Genomic DNA, 17,863 nt, shown 5'->3' with positions numbered 1-17,863 from the left:
CGGTGCATCTTTCCTGACTGTGAGACTGTGCGGCTTATGGCCGGCTTTGGAGGGTACAGCAGTTGTGCAGCGCGCACAGGGGTGAAACGATCAGGCGCGTGCTAGCAGGTGCGTTGCCAGCGGTAGGCCGGCAAGCGATAGCAGGAAAGCGGATAGTTGCGGATGCGTGAACATGGCATCAATGTAAGAGAAGGGCTTTGCTATTGTCAAGACAATTCGGCCCCAAACGTGGTATCGGCACAGCCCTAAAACCGGTGGCGCATCAGGGGTTTCGCGGAACATCGCTCCGCTGCGCAGGCATTCTGGAAAAAAACCGGTGACAGACACCAGTTAATTTGAAACATTCCTGAAAACCGGTGACAGACACCCGTTAATTTGAAATGTTTCCCAAAAATCGGAGCCTGTCACCGGTTTCGTGTCACCGGTTTCGTGCTGCGCCACCGGTTTTGCGTGCTGGACTGCGTCAGGCGGCGACCTGCACGCGGGCGTCGCCCTCGGTCATCTCGCCGATCACGGCGGCGGCTTCGAAGCCGTTGTCGCGGAAAATGGCCAGTACCTCGTCGACTGCCGCCGGATCGCACGACACCAGCAGCCCGCCCGAGGTTTGCGGGTCGGTCAGCAGCGTGTGCTGGGCCGGCGTGACGTTCGACGACAGCGTCACGTCCTTGCCATAGGCGTCCCAGTTGCGGCCGGAGGCGCCGGTGAAGATGCCGTCGTGCGCCAGCTGTTCGACGCCGGGCAGCAGCGGGATCTGCGACATCGTCAGCCTGGCGGTGAGCCGTGCGCCGCGCGCCAGTTCCAGCAGGTGGCCCAGCAGGCCGAAGCCGGTGACGTCGGTCAGCGCGTGCACGCCCGGCAGTTCGGACAGCGCCTTGCCCGGCTTGTTCAATTTCGTGGTGTTGGCGATCATCGCCGCGTACCCTTCGTCGCCCAGCAGGTTCTTCTTCAGCGCGGCCGACAGCACGCCCACGCCCAGCGGCTTGCCCAGCACGAGCACGTCGCCGGCCCTGGCGTCGGCGTTGCGCTTGATCTTCGACGGATGCACGAGGCCCAGCACCACCAGCCCGTAGATCGGCTCGACCGAATCGATCGTGTGGCCGCCGGCGATCGGAATGCCCGCTTCGGCGCAGATCGACTCGCCGCCCTTGATGATCTGGCCGATCGTCTCGACCGGCAGCTTGTTGATCGGCATGCCCACCAGCGCCAGCGCCATGATCGGCGTGCCGCCCATCGCGTACACGTCGGAAATCGCATTGGTGGCGGCGATGCGGCCGAAGTCGAACGGGTCGTCGACGATCGGCATGAAGAAATCGGTGGTGGCGATCAGCGCCTGCTCGTCGTTGAGCTGGTAGACGGCGGCGTCGTCGGCCGTTTCGATGCCGACCAGCAGTTCCTTCGGCACCGGGAAGCCGCTGGAATTTTTCAGGATCTCGGACAGCACGCCGGGCGCGATCTTGCAGCCGCAGCCGCCGCCGTGGGAAAACGAGGTGAGTTTGATCGGTTCAGTAGTCATGTTTTTTTGCCAATTGGGTGTCGGGGTGTCGATGGGAGCAGATTATCCACCAGCGCCAGCAATGCTGCCCGCTCCGCCTCCGGAGCAAACAGCGGCACGCGGGCGGCACATTGGGCGCGCAGGGTGGCGAGGAAGGCGCCGTCCTGCACGCTGCGGTCGATCAGGCGGGCCAGGGCGGCCGCGTCGCCGGCCGGGAAAAAGCCCGCGTAGCCGTCGCCCAGCATGCCCCGGTTGCCGCTGATGTCGCTGGCCAGCACGGGCACGCCGCTGGTGATCGCCTCGACGATGACGTTGGCGCCGCCTTCCATCGTCGAGCAGATGGCCAGCGCGTGGCTGCGGCGGATGCAGTCGCGCGTCAGCTCGCGGGAGGCGCCGCCCAGCCAGGCGTAATGTTCCAGATCGGCTGCGGTGCGTTCGGCGAGGCGTCCGAGATCCGCATCGAGTGCCGCGCCGATATGCTGCATGAACACATCCGGCGCCTTCACCAGCGCCGCGGCGCGCATGAACGTGGCCGGATCCTTTACGCCGCGCAGGTGGCCGGCCATCGTGATGTCTTGACGGCCGGGCAGGCCGGGCAGCGGTGCCAGCGCTTCGGCGGACTGGTAGATCACGTGGGCATTCGGCCGGATGGCGTCCGGCAGTTCGTCCAGCGCCGCCGGTTGCAGCACCACCAGCGCATCGGCCAAGGCGAGCGCCCCTTCTGCCTCGGCATCGTGGTGGATGTCATGGTAGACGTCGGTGCCCGTCAGCACGAGCAGCGCCGGCCGGTCAGGGTAATGCCGCCGGAAATCAGCCAGCGACGGCGCGGAGCGGCGCGCATGCAGCGCGATCAGCAGGTCCGGCGCGGGCCATTGTTCCGACCATCGTTCCTGGATGACAATGTCGTAATCGCCGCGCAGGAAATGCGCCCAGCGGTCGGCCGTGTGCCAGTTGCCGTTGTTGTCGCGCGCCGTGCCCGGACTCACGATACAGATCGATGGTTTGCCGGAAGCTGCCATTGGTTACAATCCTTCAATGAATTCCATTACCGCCTCTTTTCGCACCGCGCGCACGCAGCAGCTGGCCGAGGCCATGCAGGATGCGCGGCATTATACGCTCGCCCTGTTCGACTGTTTCGCGGCCGCCGGCATGGACGTGCCGCGCAACGTGCCGCAGCTTCGCATTGTCAATCCGCCGTTGTGGGAGCTGGGCCATACGGCCTGGTTCGCCGAATGGTTCATCCTGCGCGAGGCACTGTCGAGCCACCCGGCGGATGCGCAGTTCGCCTCGCTGCTGACCAAGGGCGACGACTGGTTCGATTCGGCCAACGTGCCGCACCGCAGCCGCTGGACGCTGGACCTGCCGACCACCGGCGGTGTCAAAACCTACTGCCATGAAGTGCTGGACCGCGTGGTCGACAAGCTGTCGCGCGAGGCCAATACCGACGAGGCGCTGTACCCGTACCGCCTGGCGCTGGCGCACGAGGACATGCATGGCGAAGCGTACCTTTACACGCTGCAGACGCTCGGCCTGGATGCGCCGGCGCACCTGGCGCACGATGAACCTGCGTCCGCTGACCGCGGCAGCATCCGCTTCCCGGGCGGCACCCTGCAGCAGGGCTGCGCGGCCGATACCGCCGGCTTCGTGTTCGACAACGAAAAGGTCGCGCATCCGGTCTACGTGGCGCCGTTCCACATGGATGCCGGCCTGGTGACCAATGCCCGGTACATGGATTTCATCGCCGATGGGGGCTACGACAACCGGCAATTCTGGAGCACGGGGGGGGCCGCGTGGCTGATGCGGCAGGAGCGTTCCGCGCCGCGCTACTGGCAGCGCGACGGCGGCGGCTGGCGTACCGTGCGTTTCGGCCGCCCGGCCATGCTGAATCCGGACGAACCGGTGCGGCACGTGAGCCTGTACGAGGCGCAGGCTTACTGCGCGTGGGCCGGCCGCCGGCTGCCGACGGAGGCGGAATGGGAATTCGCCGCGCTGCATGGCCACCCGGCGTTCCGCTGGGGGCAGCTGTGGGAATGGACAGCCTCGCCGTTCGAGCCCTATCCCGGTTTCACCGCGGACCGCTACCGCGAGTATTCGGCACCGTGGTTCGGCACGCACCAGGTACTGCGCGGAGCGTCGTTTGCCACGCCATCGCGCTTCGGCTCAGCGAAATTCCGCAATTTCTTCATGCCCGAGCGGGACGATATCTTCTGCGGCTTCAGGACGTGCGCCTGGGACTAGCCCGATCGCCGGGCAGGGGCGATCCGGATGTCCAGGCCGCATGCAGGGAAGGGGGCTTGCGCCGGACCCAAGGGACTCATAGAAGACCCAAGGGCTTATAAAGACCGGCGGGTCTTGTAGAGGACCTGCGGGTCTTATAGAGGACCTAAGTATTATCCCGAATAGGTGACATGCCGCCTCGCGGCCTAAGATTCGTCGCCCTCCACCGGGCCTTGTACCTTCAATAGACGCCGGAACGATCACGTGCCTTCCGCATGCCGGAAGCGGCACGCCGTCGTTTGCCGCCTGTCTTCTGTCATGGCTGATCGATCCAGTTCCTGTATCGCTCCGTGACGTTGCTTCCGCTGTGCGTCGTGTTGCCCGATCTTCGTGGCCGCACGCTCTTTCCGGAATTTTTTTGGCCGGCCCACCGGGTCTGCCGGAAGTATGCCGCAAGGAGCCATTGAAGTTTTTTGCAACCAGATCTTGGCCGATGCCGGTATTGCCGGCATTGCCATATTGTCCAGGTAATACCAATCATGCGTAGATCGCTTGTAGTCCTGTTATCTTGTTTCATCCTTTCATCCTGCACCAAGTCGCCGCCGCCGTCGGCGGACAAGCCGGTCGACGTGGTACTGGTCGGCGCGGGCGTCATGAGCGCCACCCTTGGCACGATGCTCCATGAGCTGCAGCCCGGCCTGACCATGCAGATGTTCGAACGCCTCGATTCGGTGTCGGCCGAGAGCTCCGACGCGATGAATAACGCCGGTACCGGCCACTCCGGTTTCGCGGAGCTGAACTACACACCGGAAACGCCGGACGGCGGCATCGAGACCAAGAAGGCCGTCGACATCAACGAGCAGTTCGAAGTGTCCAAGCAGTTCTGGGCCTACCAGGTGCAGAAGGGCTACCTGGGCGATCCGCGCACCTTCATCAACAACGTGCCGCACATGTCGTTCGTATGGGGCGACGAGAACATCGCCTACCTGAAGAAGCGCTACGCTGCCCTGCAGAAGGAAAACCTGTTCAAGGGCATGGTCTATACGGAAGACCAGGAACAGCTGCGCCAGTGGATTCCGCTGGTGATGAATGGCCGCGACAAGAACCAGAAAGTGGCGGCGACGCGGATGGAAATCGGCACCGACGTCAACTACGGCACGCTCACGCGCAGCATGGTGAAGCACCTGACCGAGAAGGGCGGCATGACGCTGTCGCTGCGCCACCAGGTCGAAGACATCAAGCGCGGTAACGACGGCAACTGGAACGTGACGGTCAAGAACCTCGCCGACAATTCGCTGAAGACGGTGCGCGCGAAGTTCGTCTTCATCGGCGCCGGCGGCGGCTCGCTGCCGTTGCTGGAAAAGAGCGGCATTCCCGAAGCGAAGGGCTTCGGCGGCGTGCCGGTCGGCGGCCAGTGGCTCGTCACGACCAATCCCGAACTGATCAAGCAGCACTACGCGAAGGTGTACGGCAAGGCATCCGTGGGTTCGCCGCCGATGTCGGTGCCGCACCTGGATACCCGCATCATCGACGGCAAGCAGGCGCTGTTGTTCGGCCCGTTCGCCACGTTCTCGACGAAGTTCCTGAAGAACGGTTCGTGGATCGACCTGCCGGCGTCCGTCGGCAGCGACAACGTCAGGCCGATGATGCAGGCCGGCTATGACAATATCCCGCTGACGAAGTACCTGGTCGAGCAGGTGATGCAATCGCCGGAAGACCGCCTGGCCACGCTGCGCGACTACCTGCCGGAAGCGAAACTGGAAGACTGGACGCTGGTCAACGCCGGCCAGCGCGTGCAGATCGTCAAGGACGATCCGAAAAAGGGCGGCCTGCTGCAGTTCGGCACCGAAGTGGTCAGCTCCGCCGACGGTACCATGAGCGCGCTGCTGGGCGCGTCGCCCGGCGCCTCGACCGCCGCGCCGATCATGCTGAAAGTGATCGAGAAGTCGTCGTTCAAGGCCCAGCTGGCAACGCCGGAATGGCAGGCGAAGATGAAGGAAATGGTGCCGTCGTATGGCCGCAAGCTGAATCCCGATCCGGCCTACGCGAACCAGATCCGCCAGCAGAGCAGCACCGTGCTGGGCCTGAAGGCGATCACGCTGGACGTGCCGGCCGCGGAGCAGCAGGCAGCGAAATAACCCCGTCACGGGCCCTGGCCCGGGTATGAAAAAATCCCCTTCCGGGCCTGGCACGGAAGGGGATTTTTTATGGCGGGCGAGGGCGGTCGCGCCGGGACCCGGCCGGCCCTCAGCCTTCGTACAGCTCCAGCGGCAGGCCATCGGGGTCGGCGAAGAACGTGAAGCGCTTGCCGGTGTATTCATCGATGCGGACCGGCTCGACGGCCACGCCCTGCCGTTCAAGATGCGCCTTGCATTCCTCGACATCGTCGACCGCGAAGGCCAGGTGGCGCAAGCCGCGCGCTTCCGGATACGAAGGGCGCTCGGGCGCAAGGGGGAAGGAAAATAGTTCGACCTGGGAGCCGTCCGGCAGTCGCAGGTCCAGCTTGAAGGATTGCCGCGCCTCACGGTAGTTCTCGGCAACGACGGACAAGCCGAGCACCCTGGTGTAGAAATGCCTGGAGCGCGCATAGTCGGAGCAGATGATGGCGGCGTGGTGGATTCTCTTGAGCATCGGCGTCCTTGTCAGCGTGGGTTGAATCGGCCGGATGGCGGCTGCCGTCCGGCCGGGCATGTCACTTCTTCAGGTGTTCATCGAGCCAGCCGATCACCGTGTGATGCCACTGGATCGAATTGGCCGGCTTCAGTACCCAGTGGTTCTCGTCCGGGAATACCAGCAGCTTCGACTTGATGCCCTGCCGCTGCAGCGCGGTGAAGGTGCCCAGCGCCTGGGCGGTCGGGATGCGGAAGTCCAGGTCGCCCTGGATCACCAGCATCGGCGTCTTCCACTTCGCCACATGGTGCACCGGGTTGAATTTCTCGTAGCCTTCCGGGTTGGCGTAAGGCGTGCCGCCGTTTTCCCATTCGGTGAACCACAGTTCCTCGGTCGAGTAACCCATGCCGCGCTGGTCGAACACGCCGTCGTGGTTGACGATGCACTTGAAGCTGTCGCTCCAGTTACCCTCGATCCAGTTCATCATGTAGCCGCCGTACGAGGCACCCAGCGCGCAGGCGTTCGCCGTGTCGAGCCATGGATACTTCTGGCCGGCCGCGGCGAGGCCCTTCTTCAGGTCTTCCAGCGGCTTGCCGCCCCAGTCGCCGCTGATCGAATCCGTGAATGCCTGGCCATAGCCGGTCGAGCCGTGGAAGTCGATGAACACTGTCGCGTAGCCGGCGCCGGCATACACCTGCGGGTTCCAGCGGTAGCTCCACGCGTTGCCGAAGCTGCCCTGCGGGCCGCCGTGCACGAGGAAGGCCACCGGGTACTTCCTGCCCGGCTCCGCATTCCACGGCTTCATCACATAGCCGTAGACCCTCTCGCCATTGGCGCCGGCGAACGAGAACTGTTCATACTCGCCCATCTTCACGCCGGCCAGGCGCTCGCGGTTCGCCTGCGTCAGCTGGATGGCCTTGCCGCCGGCCAGCTTGTACAGCTGGGCGCCATCGTGCAGGCTGTTCTGCGCCATGACGACGGTATCGCGCTTCGCATCGAATTCCGCGACATAGCCCTTGTCCGTCAGCGCGGCGACCTTGCCGCTGGCGACGTCGAGCGAGAACAGGCGGTGGTTGCCGATATCGTCGGCGTTGGCCAGCAGCGCCTTGCCGTCCGGGCGCCAGCGGTAGTCGGCGATCGAACGGTCCCAGCTCTCGGCCAGCACGCGCTTCTTGCCGGTGGCAACGTCCTGCAGGATCATGTGGAAGCGGTCCGCTTCGAAGCCGGGGCGCTTCATCGCGAGGTAGGCGAGGGTCTTGCCGTCCGGGGAGAATTGCGGCTTGGTGTCCCAGGCGGGATTGTCGGCCGTCAGGTTGCGCGGCGCGGCGCCGCCGGCGGCCGGCACCTCATACAGGTCGAAGTTGGTCGACCAGGCTTCGCTGCTGCCCGCCACGCGCACGGAGAACACGATGCGCTGGCCGTCGGGGCTGAACGTATATTCGCCGCGGTCGCCGAACGGCTTGCTGGTGATGTCGCCATCGAGCGTGCCGGACAGGCTGACCGCGCTGGCGGCAGGGGTGGAACCCAGGGGCACCGAGTACAGCACGTTGCGCTTGCCGTCCGCCCACGTATCCCAGTGGCGCACGAACATCTGGTCGTACAGCTTGCCGGTGGCCTTGCCGGCGGCGCGCTCGTCGTTGCGCTTCTTCGTGCAGGCCAGGTCGGCGCAATCGCGGAACACGGCCAGCGTTACCGCCAGGCGATCGCCCTTCGGGGAGACGTGGAAGCTGTCGACATCGAGCGGCAGGTCCGTCACCCTGACGGCTTCGCCGCCGCCTGCCGGCAAGCGCCACACCTGCGACGAGCCGGAGCGGCTGGACAGGAAATAGACGGCGTCGCCGCTGGCCGACCATTCGGGGTCGAGGCTGCTCGCATCGTGGGACGTGAGCTGCTGCGGGGCTGGAGGAGTGGACTGCGTCGCTGCGCGCAGGTCGATCATCCACAGCTGGGTCGTGCCGCGGTTCTTTTCCAGGCTGGTGCTGCGCACGGTGTAGACGACGCGCGAGGCGTCGGGCGACAGCACGGGGCTGCCGACGCGCTCCATGCTCGCCAAGTCTTCGATGGTGAGGCCGCGTGGCGCCGCCATCGCGAGTGGGGCGGCCGATAAGGCAACCGCCGCGAGAGCGGCGCTGGTTGCCAGCAGGCGTAGGGTCATCCGGTTTCTCCGATCTTCAAAAAGGGGAGGCCGGCGCGCGCCGGCCAAGGCGCGCATGATAGCAAATGCATTCCGCCGGATGACTGCTGCCGAGCCCGTGTACCGGTGCCAGGCACGGTGACACGGGCTCAGCCAGGCAGGAACCCGGAATCGTCGGGAAATATCGGTGGGGGGACTGCAGCCGAGCCCGTGTTCCGGTGCCAGGCACGCTGACACGGGCTCAGCCATGCAGGAGCCGGGATTCGTCGGGAAATTTCGGTGGGATGATTGCTGCCGAGCCCGTGTCCCGGTGCCAGGCACGAGGACACGGGCTCGGCAACCGGTGCCGGCGGCGCTGGATGCGTCAGTGCGCCTTGTGATCGAACGGCAGCCCGTCCAGCGATTCGGGTTCGACGATCGCCTCGCCGCGGCGCCGGGCGCGCAGTTTCGACGACATCTCGTAGGCCGCCTTGCGCACGCGGTTGATGGAACCCAGCGGCCGGTGCGCGGCCAGGCCGTGCCAGACCGAGAAGCTCATGCCGTCGTCGACTGCCTCGGAGAGCGCCTCGCTCCAGCCGATCTGCGGCGGCGCCACGACGCGCGCCACGGTCACGTAAGGGCTCAGGTCTTCCGGCCATTCGCCCGAGGCATCCTCGACCGGCATTTCCTCGATGTTGGTGCAAAGCTGGACGCGCAGGTCCCATTCGCCGCCTTGCTGGGCAAAGTGCTCGGCGACGACCTGGCGCAGCACGTCCGCGCCGGCCGCGTAGTCGACCGGGGCATCCTTCAGGCGCGTCAGCCCAACGGCCGTCGGCACCAGCGCCCATTTCGCCATGTACCGGCCGAACAGGAACGGCACCTGGCTGTAGTAGGTCTCGCCGAGCGGATGGGTGGCCGGGTGGCCGCCCAGGCCCTTCAGTTGCGCGCTCTCGCCGCCGGCTTTTTCCACCGCTTTCTCGACCTGCCGCAGCGCGGCCGAGAGCATCTTCTTCAATGCGGGCGCCTTGTCGGTGGTAGCGGCGAGCATCGTCAGCCCGCCGAGGAAAGCCTTCGGGCCGGCATTCAGGAAGGTGGTGGCATTGACGAGCACGAAGTCTTGCGTGGCATCGTTTTCACTGCCGGGCAGGCGCGGGCCCTGCACGCCGAGCACCTTCAGCGCCATGCCGCGCGGCGTGGAAACGCTGTCTTCCAGCACGTCGCCGGGCGTGGTCGACAGCCGCATCACGACCGGATACGTGCCGGGCCCGGCGAACAGGCCCTGCGCCAGCACGGACGGCAGGTCCGGCAGCACGCGCAGCTCGGCGCGCAGCAGGCCGTGGCTCTTGGCATGGACGCTGCGCAGCGGCCGGCCGGTATCGGTGAAGGTCGTGTCCGCGATGGAGTGCAGCACGTCGAGCAGGTCGGCCTGCGTGTCGGCCTCGCCGTCTTCCGGCACTTCGTAACGCGGGTCGTATTCGATCGGTGGGCGCATGGCTGTTCCTTGTTGCTGGTCTTGAACACCATGCCATTCTGGCGCGCCGCGGGGCTGGTTGTCTGTGAGCCAGCAAACAAATACCGGCGGTTTCGAGGCGGCCGCTACCGGCGCGCGCAAAGAAAAAGGCGCTGCCTCGCGGCAGCGCCTTCCACTGTCTCCCCCGCTTCTCTTGCGGAATTGTCGGGACTCTTTGCTACATTGATCTTTGCCAGCGCAATCTTGCCAGCGCAATCCTTGCCAGTGCCTGCCGTTACGGATACAGGCCGCGCACCTCGCGCGCCTGCAGCACGCGGGTGCAGGCCAGGATGAAGGTGGCCGTGCGCAGCGACACCTTCTTATCCTGCGCCACTTCCCACACCGCGCTGAACGCCTCCTGCATGATGCGGGTCAGGCGGGCATTGATCTCGTCCTCGCTCCAGAAGAAGCTGGAGAAATCCTGCACCCACTCGAAGTAGGACACGGTCACGCCGCCGGCATTGGCCAGCACGTCCGGCACGATGAGGATGTCCTTGTCGTTGAGGATGTCGTCGGCTTCCGGCGTGGTCGGGCCGTTGGCGCCTTCGAGGATGATCTTGGTGCGGATACGCGGAGCATTCGCCGCCGTGATCTGCTGTTCGAGCGCGGCCGGGATCAGGATGTCCGACGCCACGTCCCAGAACGCATCGCGGTCGAGGAACGCGTCGGCGCCGGGGAAGCCATTTACGCCGCCGGTCTCGGCGACGTAGCGATGCAGTTGGGCAGTATCGAGGCCGCCTTCGTTGACGATCGTGCCGGTGTGATCCTGCACGGCGACGATCTTCGCGCCGGCCTCGGCGAACATCGTGGCGGCCACGCCGCCCACGTTGCCGAAGCCCTGCACGGCGACGCGCGCACCGGCGATCGCCACGCCGCGCTGGCGCGCCGCTTCTCGGCCGACCACGAACACGCCGCGGCCGGTGGCTTCGCGCCGGCCCAGCGAGCCGCCCAGCGAGATCGGTTTGCCGGTCACCACGCCGGTCGACAGGTTACCTTCGATCATCGCGTAGGAATCCATCATCCACGCCATCACCTGCTCGTTGGTGTTCACGTCCGGTGCCGGGATGTCCTTGGTCGGGCCGATGATCAGGCTGATCTCGCTCGTGTAGCGGCGGGTCAGGCGCTGCAGCTCGCCTTTCGACAGCGTCTTCGGATCGACGCGGATGCCGCCCTTGGCGCCGCCGTATGGCACGTTGACCGCGGCATTCTTGACCGTCATCCATGCGGACAGGGCCATCACTTCCGACAGGGTCACGTCCTGGTGGAAGCGCACGCCGCCCTTGCCCGGACCGCGCGACATGTTGTGCTGCACCCGGTAGCCCTCGAAGTGGGCGATCGACCCGTCATCGCGCTCGATCGGCACGTCGACGGTGAGGATGCGCTTCGGGCGCTTCAGCGTTTCGACCCAGCGCGACAGGGCGCCCAGGTGGGGCGTGACGCGGTCGATCTGCTGCAGGTACTGGCCCCATGGTCCGAGATCGTCGGCATTGAGGTAGGAAGGCAAGGCATGGCTGATCATGGTGATGACTCCTGATGTTGGGTTGGCGGCTCGTTACCGCCAGCGAGGCGAATCATAGGATGGCCGCCTGTTTCCCTGCCAATGCCGCTTGCGCATCCGGCTATGCAAAAAATGCATAACGTGGTTTTGCGCTGCCGGGGATCGCCTAGCGCTCCGATGCCGGCACGCGCCGCTTCGCCGCGGGCGGCTGCAATTGCGCGGCGAGGAAATCCCACAGTGCGGCGACCAGCGGCTTGCCCGGCCGCGCCGGCGACGGGCGCTCGCGGTACAGCCGGATATCCATCTCGATTTCCCAGCTGCCGCCCGTGTCGGCCGGTGCCAGCAGCTTCTGCTTCACCTCGCGCGTGACGGCCGATTCAGGCAGGAAGGCGATGCCGCGCCCTTCCAGCGCCATCATCTTCAGGCCCTCGGCCATATCGGTTTCATAGCGTTTGTCCAGGTGCAGCGCGGGCCTGGCGTCGGCCAGGATCAGGTCGACCATCCGGCCCAGGTAGGCATTGGTGGTGTACGACAGGAAGGGCAGCGGTGCTGCTTTCCGGCCCGGCAGCGTGAACATCGGCTGGCGCGCCTTGTCGCAGCGGGCATAGGCGCGCAGCGCCTCGCGGCCCATCACCAGCATGTCGTAGCGGCCCGGATCGAGCTGCACCGGCTGGCGCGGATGGTGGTAGCACAGCAGCAGGTCGCAGCCGCCTTCCACCAGCTGCAGCACGGCGTCGTGCACGTTCAGTGCCATCAGGCGGCTGTGCAGCGGGCCAAGTTCGGGGCCGAAGTCTTCTTCCAGTTTCGTGATCCACTTCGGCACGAACGTCAGCGACAGCGTGTGCGGCACGGCCAGGTCGATCGTCGTTTGCGCGGCCACCCGCTTGTGCCGCAGCAGTTCGCGTACGCCGTTGATCTGGCCCAGCATTTCCAGCGCCTGCTCGTAGAACACGTGGCCGGCCGGCGTGAGCCGGGTAGGGAAGGTGGTGCGATCGATCAGGTCCGTGCCGAGCCAGTTTTCCAACGACTGGATGCGGCGCGAGAACGCCGGCTGCGTCACGTGGCGCAGCTGCGCCGAGCGGCTGAAGTTATTGGTCTCGACCAGCGAGATGAAGTCTTCCAGCCATTTGGTTTCCATCGTGCGTTCCCGTTGTATTGCGCGGTTGTGTTGTGCCGCTCGTTGCGCCGCTCGCTGCGCGGTTCATTGCGCGGCTGCCCAAGGCCGGCATTGTAGCGGCGTCAGCCGGTGCGTTCATGCGCCCGGCCCCAGGATGTTGCCGAGCACGGCCGTGAGCGAGTCCAGCTGGTCCTGCGGCGCATGCCGGAGCAGGTCGGCGCAGGTTTCGCGGGCCGTGTGCAGCGCATTGTCGAGCAGCTCGTGGCCAGCCGGCGTGATCGCCGCGAAGCCGACCCGCGCGTCGCGCTCGTCCGCCAGGCGTGCCACCAGGCCGGTTTTTTCCATCGGTAGCAGGGTACGGGTGACGCCGGATGCCGTCAGGCCCTGGCGCTCGGCGAGGTCGACGCGGCGCAGGCGTCCACCCGGGGCTTTCGACAGGTGGTGCAGCAGCATGAAGTCGCCGAACGACAGGCCGTGATGGCCGCCCAGTACTGCGTCGAGCCGGCGGACCACGGTGGCCTGCGCGCGTGCCAGGCGCAGGCAGAAGTCCAGGGCGGCGACGCCGCGGTCGTTGTCGGAGTGATTATCCATCAGGGATCCTTGAAGTGAGCTTGAACGATGTTTGAAGTGTGCTTGAGTAATCAAGTATATGACAAAGAGTTGCAACGCGCCATAAAATCCGCACGTCGGCGAACAGGAGTATCATTCACCCATGAACAAACGTCGATCATTCCTCAAGAAATCGGTAGCCGTCGCGTCCGCATTGAGCATGCCCGCGCTGGCCCGTGCCGCGGTGGCGGCTCCGCACGAACGCATCCTGCGCTTCCACAACACGCACACGGGCGAATCGCTCAAGAGCGTGTTCTGGGCCGAAGGGGAGTTCATTCCCGACGCACTGCAGGACATCAACAAGCTGCTGCGCGATCACCGCAGCAACACCATTGCGACGATCGATCCGGCGCTGCTGCTGCTGGTCGAGAAGGTCTCCGCCCAGTTCGGCAGCAATAACGTCGTGCACATCATTTCCGGCTATCGTTCGCCGGAAACCAACCGCAAGCTGGCCGCCGCCAGCGGTGGCGTGGCCAGGCACAGCATGCACCTCGAAGGCAAGGCGATCGACTTGCGCATCCCCGGCAAGGACTTGCGGCAGGTGCACAAGGCGGCGCTGGCGCTGAAGTCCGGCGGCGTGGGGTATTACCACGATTCGCAGTTCGTGCACATGGATACGGGGCGGGTACGCCACTGGTAGCCTTCCGCGCTGGCAGGCTTTCGCCCCCGTAGTCCTCTGGCGACCTGAAGCAAGAGGGAGCACCGTTGCCTGGCTTTGATCCCGGATGAGTCACCCGGAATCCGTCGGGCATCGCGCTATCTGGTCGGGCATCGCGCTATCTGGCGACTGCCGCCAGGTACGGATACGGGTTCACCGGCGTGCCTTCCCACCATTTCTTGTCCGCGCCCAGTTCGAAGATCGCGAAATGCAGGTGCGGCGCGTTCGGGTCGGAATTGCCCGTTACGCCCACGTAGCCGATCATCTGGCCACGCCGGATCGTGCTGCCTTCCTTGAGCTCCGGCGCATAGCTGTCCAGGTGGGCATAGTAATACGCGTATTTTTCCGACGGATCGAACTGGTACACGGTCAAGCCGCCCGGCTTGCTGGTGAACAGCTTGGTAATCTTGCCGTCCGCCACCGCAAGGACGGGCGTGCCTTTCGGCGCGGGGATATCCAACGCCAGGTGTTGGCGCTCGGTACCGCGCGGCTGGCTGAAAGTATCGGACAGTTCGCGCGGACTGACGCCGGCCACCGGCAGCAGCAGGGGGCCGATCGCCGGTTTCACGTCGATGTCGAAACTGGTGGTTGCCGGATCGACCGGGGCCGGCGGCTGCACCTCCGGCAGGTCCTTGGACGAGATTGGAACGCCGGCGGCACCGCCGGCGCCGCCTGCAGGTACGGCTGCGCCTGCGGCTGGTGCAGGGGCCGGTACGGCGGCTGTCGGCCCGGCGGGAAGCGGGGCGGGAAGCGGGGCGGGAGTCACCGCTGTTTCCTGGGGAACGGTCGGCGGCACGTCACGCCCCAGCCACAACACCGTTCCCACCACGCCGAGCGCGGCACCCAGCAGCAAGGTCAGCAGCCATTTCATCAAGCGTCTCCGTCTGTTTTAGTCTTGCAGGATCACTTCGAAGCCCGGCGATACGACATTCGCGACCTTGGCGGCGTCCCAGTTCGTCAGGCGGATGCAGCCGTGCGATTCGGTCTTGCCGATCTTCGACGGCACCGGCGTGCCGTGGATGCCATAGTGTTCCTTCGACAGGTCGATCCACACCACGCCCACCGGGTTGTTCGGCCCCGGCTTGATCATCGCCTTGCCCTCGCCGGGCTTGGCATCCCAGAACAGTTTCGGGTTGTAGCGGTAATCCGGGTTGCGGCCGACGCCATTGATCTTCCAGGTGCCGACCGGCAGCGGATCGTGTTCGCTGCCCGTGCTGGCGGGGAACTGGGCGATGACCTTGCCGCTGTCGTCGAGCAGGGACAGCGTGCGGTCCGAGTCGTCGACGACCAGCCTGGCGGCCGCAGGCAGGGGACCGGACGCGCCCGTGTTGGGCACGAGGATCTTCTCGCCCGCTTGCATGAAGTTCTTGCCGGGATTCATTTGCTTGAGCAGCTCCGGGCTGGAATGGAAGCGTTCGCCCAGGGCTTCCTCGATCGTTTCATAGTGCAGCGAAGCCAGCTTGGCCTTGTCCGCCATCGATTCCGGGACGGGGCCGTACGGACCCTGCACGTCGACATCCGTGATCGTATAGGTACCGAGGAGCGGCTGGCGGTCTTCCAGCGCGGCCGAGGTGGCCTGGTCCAGCGTGCCCGTGACCTGCAGGCCGCGTGCCTTCTGGAAGCCGGCGATCGCCTGGCGCATGTTGCTGCCGACCTTGCCATCGATCTCGCCGGGCGAGAAGTGGGCGCGGTCCAGCAGGATCTGGGCACGCAGGTCGGGCGGCACCTGGTCCGGCGTGATGGGCGCCGGGGCCGATGGCTGGCCGGGCTGAGCAGGCTGGCCCGCTTGCGTGGCGCCGGCGGGCGTCGACGGCTGAGCTTGCGTCGCGGGTTGAGCCTGCGGCGCGGGTTGTGCGGACGGCGTCGGCTGGGCAGGTGGTGCAGGCCGGGCCGTCGGCGTGTTCTGGGCATGCGCCAGCGGCGCAGCGAGGAGCAGGGTTAGGGCGAGCTTTTTCATGTCCCAAGTGTGCCGCGCAGTCGAGCCGCGTTCTGTACGGCAGCGTACATGTGCGCTGCTGAGCAGCTGAACAGCGCAAAAAAAAACCGCCGGGCGAACCCGGCGGTTTTTCATGCTACGGCTTCACGCTGGCGATCAGCGTTCGCCCCACGGACGGCGCGGTGCGTCGGAACGCGGAGCGCTGTCGCGACGGAAACCGCCGCCTTCCTTGCGTGCCGGCGCGCCTTCACGGCGGAAGCCGCCTTCCGGACGCGGTGCACCGTCGGCGCGGAATGGCGTGCCTTCGCTGCGGTAGTGGCTGCTGTCGCGGGCGAAGCCGCCTTCACGCGGTGCGCCGCCTTCGCGCGGGTAGGCAGGCTTCGAGAAGCTGCGCTGGCCCGCCGGCTTGCCGCCGCGGCCTTCGCCCGGCTTCCAGCCCGGACGTGCCGCGGAACGCGGTGCCGCCGCCTTCTTCGGCTCGAAGCCTTCCACCACGTTGACCGGGATCGACTGCTTCGTGAAGCGTTCGATGCGGCGCACGTTCATGTTTTCCGAATGGTTCACCAGCGAGATCGCCAGGCCATTGCGGCCGGCGCGGCCGGTGCGGCCGATACGGTGCACGTAGTCTTCGGCGAACTTCGGCAGGTCGTAGTTGAACACGTGGGTGATCGTCGGCACGTCGATGCCGCGCGCGGCAACGTCGGTGGCGACCAGCACTTTCACGGTACCGCGGCGCATGCTGTCGAGCGTGCGGTTACGGGCGCCCTGGTGCATGTCGCCATGCAGTGCGGCGGCCGAGAAACCGGCGATGTTCAGGCGGTCGGCGATCGTGTCGGCATCGCGCTTGGTGGCCGTGAACACCACGGCCTGGTCCAGCGTTTCGTCGCGCAGCAGGTGATCGAGCAGGCGGTTCTTGTGCGACAGGTCGTCGACGAAGTGGACGCGCTGCGTGATGTTCTCGTGCTTGTTGGCAGCCTGCTTGATCTCGATCGTCATCGGATCCTTGGTGATGCGGCGGGCCATGTTGCCGACCGTGCCTTCCAGCGTGGCCGAGAACAGCATCGTCTGGCGCGAAGCCGGGGTGGCGGCAACGATCTTCTCGATGTCGTCGATGAAGCCCATGTCCAGCATGCGGTCGGCTTCGTCCAGGACCAGGATTTCCAGCTGGGAGAAGTCGATCTTGCCCGATTCCATGTGGTCGATCAGGCGACCCGGCGTTGCCACGATGATTTCAGGATTGCGCGACAGCAGTTGCATCTGTTTCGGGTACGGCATGCCGCCCAGGATCGCCACTGCTTTCAGGCGGCGCAGGTTCACTGCATACTTGTCGGTATTGGTGGTGACCTGCAAAGCCAGTTCGCGGGTCGGGGTCAGTACCAGCATCTTCGGCTGGGCTGCCTTGAAACGGGGACGCTCGCCGCGCGCCTGCGCAGCCTGCTTCTCCTGGTTCGGGGTGCGGCCGGCCGATTCCGCCGGGGCCATTTCGGCCAGGCGGTGCAGCGACGGCAGCATGAAGGCCGCGGTCTTGCCGGAGCCCGTTTGCGAGGAAACCAGCAGATCCTTCCCGGCCATTGCGGCGGGCAAAGCTTGTTCCTGGACTGGCGTAGGCGTGGTGTAGCCGGAATCCGTCAGGGCTTTCAGGATCGATGCGTGGAGACCTAGTGCTTCAAAACTCATGTATTTCTTTCGTAAAATTGCGCGTTCCTGCACAAGCGCAGAACGCAACATAGCAACGCCAACCAAACGAAATGACTCTAGACAGCAAGAATAGAAATTTCGGCACAAAAGCTTTGCGCCGGGACGGTGTCGAGCAGCGATATCCTGTAGATATCGTGCAGCCACTCAGGGGCGGGGGGCTTTTTATAAGCGCCATCCGGGCTTTGCATTAGCATGTGTTTGCATGCTGTATTGCTAAATGCACGGGCAAAGAAACCGGGATGCGCGAAGGCTTGCGAAGCTGATTAAATAGCTAAATAACTCTTATGTTCTTCTTCTTTGTGCGAAGTCTGTTGCAACGCACAAAGAGCATGATACCCGATTTCCATAAGTCCTGCACGGGTTTCTGAACCGTGCAGACAGGTCGGGACGATGCCGGCGCCCGCG

Annotated in this window: 14 protein-coding genes; 3 read left to right on the top strand and 11 right to left on the bottom strand. The window is 65.4% G+C overall.

Annotation, left to right across the window (positions count from 1 at the left end):
* Positions 1–463 precede the first annotated feature (463 nt).
* Together selD and senB are read right to left on the bottom strand one after the other, a co-directional pair.
* Positions 464–1,513 (bottom strand): selenide, water dikinase SelD, encoded by a 1,050-nt coding sequence (selD, locus tag FHS02_RS13020; protein WP_137317138.1) that lies wholly within the window; start codon positions 1,511–1,513, stop codon positions 464–466.
* Positions 1,510–2,511, bottom strand: a complete 1,002-nt coding sequence (gene senB, locus FHS02_RS13015) for a selenoneine biosynthesis selenosugar synthase SenB (RefSeq protein ID WP_137317139.1) — start codon at positions 2,509–2,511, stop codon at positions 1,510–1,512. Before senB ends, selD begins: the two co-directional genes overlap by 4 nt.
* A 16-nt stretch (positions 2,512–2,527) precedes the next feature.
* Here senB and senA point away from each other — a divergent pair, with 16 nt between their 5' ends.
* Positions 2,528–3,730 carry a selenoneine synthase SenA gene (gene senA, locus FHS02_RS13010; RefSeq protein WP_229430075.1) on the top strand — a complete coding sequence of 401 codons (1,203 nt, stop codon included), beginning with the start codon at positions 2,528–2,530 and terminating at the stop codon, positions 3,728–3,730.
* A gap of 518 nt (positions 3,731–4,248) precedes the next feature.
* Positions 4,249–5,847, top strand: coding sequence for a malate dehydrogenase (quinone) (mqo, locus tag FHS02_RS13005; RefSeq protein WP_137317140.1), 1,599 nt, complete (start codon positions 4,249–4,251; stop codon positions 5,845–5,847).
* Positions 5,848–5,956: 109 nt separating this feature from the next.
* Here mqo and gloA2 read toward each other — a convergent pair whose 3' ends face one another.
* From gloA2 to FHS02_RS12975, 6 genes are all read right to left on the bottom strand, one after another.
* Positions 5,957–6,340, bottom strand: coding sequence for an SMU1112c/YaeR family gloxylase I-like metalloprotein (gloA2, locus tag FHS02_RS13000; protein ID WP_137317141.1), 384 nt, complete (start codon positions 6,338–6,340; stop codon positions 5,957–5,959).
* A 61-nt stretch (positions 6,341–6,401) separates the two neighbouring features.
* Positions 6,402–8,474, bottom strand: coding sequence for a S9 family peptidase (locus FHS02_RS12995; protein ID WP_137317142.1), 2,073 nt, complete (start codon positions 8,472–8,474; stop codon positions 6,402–6,404).
* A gap of 343 nt (positions 8,475–8,817) precedes the next feature.
* Positions 8,818–9,924: a catalase family protein gene (locus FHS02_RS12990; RefSeq protein WP_137317143.1), complete on the bottom strand. Its 1,107-nt coding sequence runs from the start codon at positions 9,922–9,924 to the stop codon at positions 8,818–8,820.
* Between the two features lie 253 nt (positions 9,925–10,177).
* The gene (locus FHS02_RS12985) at positions 10,178–11,461 is read right to left on the bottom strand and encodes a Glu/Leu/Phe/Val family dehydrogenase (protein ID WP_137317144.1); all 1,284 of its coding nucleotides are present in this window, start codon (positions 11,459–11,461) and stop codon (positions 10,178–10,180) included.
* A 145-nt stretch (positions 11,462–11,606) separates the two neighbouring features.
* Positions 11,607–12,578 carry a LysR family transcriptional regulator gene (locus tag FHS02_RS12980; protein WP_137317145.1) on the bottom strand — a complete coding sequence of 324 codons (972 nt, stop codon included), beginning with the start codon at positions 12,576–12,578 and terminating at the stop codon, positions 11,607–11,609.
* 114 nt (positions 12,579–12,692) lie between these two features.
* Positions 12,693–13,148 (bottom strand): MarR family winged helix-turn-helix transcriptional regulator, encoded by a 456-nt coding sequence (locus tag FHS02_RS12975; protein WP_137317146.1) that lies wholly within the window; start codon positions 13,146–13,148, stop codon positions 12,693–12,695.
* A gap of 121 nt (positions 13,149–13,269) precedes the next feature.
* Between FHS02_RS12975 and mepK the strand changes: the two genes are divergently transcribed.
* Positions 13,270–13,806 (top strand): peptidoglycan L,D-endopeptidase MepK, encoded by a 537-nt coding sequence (mepK, locus tag FHS02_RS12970; RefSeq protein ID WP_137317147.1) that lies wholly within the window; start codon positions 13,270–13,272, stop codon positions 13,804–13,806.
* 136 nt (positions 13,807–13,942) lie between these two features.
* Here mepK and FHS02_RS12965 read toward each other — a convergent pair whose 3' ends face one another.
* From FHS02_RS12965 to FHS02_RS12955, 3 genes are all read right to left on the bottom strand, one after another.
* Positions 13,943–14,695, bottom strand: coding sequence for a M23 family metallopeptidase (locus tag FHS02_RS12965; RefSeq protein WP_137317148.1), 753 nt, complete (start codon positions 14,693–14,695; stop codon positions 13,943–13,945).
* An 18-nt stretch (positions 14,696–14,713) separates the two neighbouring features.
* Positions 14,714–15,781 (bottom strand): L,D-transpeptidase family protein, encoded by a 1,068-nt coding sequence (locus FHS02_RS12960; RefSeq protein ID WP_137317149.1) that lies wholly within the window; start codon positions 15,779–15,781, stop codon positions 14,714–14,716.
* Positions 15,782–15,916: 135 nt separating this feature from the next.
* The gene (locus FHS02_RS12955) at positions 15,917–17,437 is read right to left on the bottom strand and encodes a DEAD/DEAH box helicase (RefSeq protein ID WP_137317150.1); all 1,521 of its coding nucleotides are present in this window, start codon (positions 17,435–17,437) and stop codon (positions 15,917–15,919) included.
* Positions 17,438–17,863 lie beyond the last annotated feature (426 nt).

The organism is Pseudoduganella umbonata (assembly GCF_014192225.1).
GTDB classification, from domain to species: domain Bacteria; phylum Pseudomonadota; class Gammaproteobacteria; order Burkholderiales; family Burkholderiaceae_D; genus Rugamonas; species Rugamonas umbonata.
The sequence above is the reverse complement of the archived record's forward strand: the minus strand, read 5'-3'. Positions and strand labels throughout refer to the sequence as shown.

Coding starts and splice junctions, on each gene's coding strand:
- FHS02_RS12995 (WP_137317142.1), bottom strand. CDS start 8,474: ATGACCCTACGCCTGCTGGCAACCAGCGCCGCTCTCGCGGCGGTTGCC.
- mepK (WP_137317147.1), top strand. CDS start 13,270: ATGAACAAACGTCGATCATTCCTCAAGAAATCGGTAGCCGTCGCGTCC.
- mqo (WP_137317140.1), top strand. CDS start 4,249: ATGCGTAGATCGCTTGTAGTCCTGTTATCTTGTTTCATCCTTTCATCC.
- selD (WP_137317138.1), bottom strand. CDS start 1,513: ATGACTACTGAACCGATCAAACTCACCTCGTTTTCCCACGGCGGCGGC.
- senA (WP_229430075.1), top strand. CDS start 2,528: ATGAATTCCATTACCGCCTCTTTTCGCACCGCGCGCACGCAGCAGCTG.
- FHS02_RS12960 (WP_137317149.1), bottom strand. CDS start 15,781: ATGAAAAAGCTCGCCCTAACCCTGCTCCTCGCTGCGCCGCTGGCGCAT.
- FHS02_RS12965 (WP_137317148.1), bottom strand. CDS start 14,695: ATGAAATGGCTGCTGACCTTGCTGCTGGGTGCCGCGCTCGGCGTGGTG.
- FHS02_RS12980 (WP_137317145.1), bottom strand. CDS start 12,578: ATGGAAACCAAATGGCTGGAAGACTTCATCTCGCTGGTCGAGACCAAT.
- FHS02_RS12975 (WP_137317146.1), bottom strand. CDS start 13,148: ATGGATAATCACTCCGACAACGACCGCGGCGTCGCCGCCCTGGACTTC.
- FHS02_RS12955 (WP_137317150.1), bottom strand. CDS start 17,437: ATGAGTTTTGAAGCACTAGGTCTCCACGCATCGATCCTGAAAGCCCTG.
- gloA2 (WP_137317141.1), bottom strand. CDS start 6,340: ATGCTCAAGAGAATCCACCACGCCGCCATCATCTGCTCCGACTATGCG.
- FHS02_RS12985 (WP_137317144.1), bottom strand. CDS start 11,461: ATGATCAGCCATGCCTTGCCTTCCTACCTCAATGCCGACGATCTCGGA.
- senB (WP_137317139.1), bottom strand. CDS start 2,511: ATGGCAGCTTCCGGCAAACCATCGATCTGTATCGTGAGTCCGGGCACG.
- FHS02_RS12990 (WP_137317143.1), bottom strand. CDS start 9,924: ATGCGCCCACCGATCGAATACGACCCGCGTTACGAAGTGCCGGAAGAC.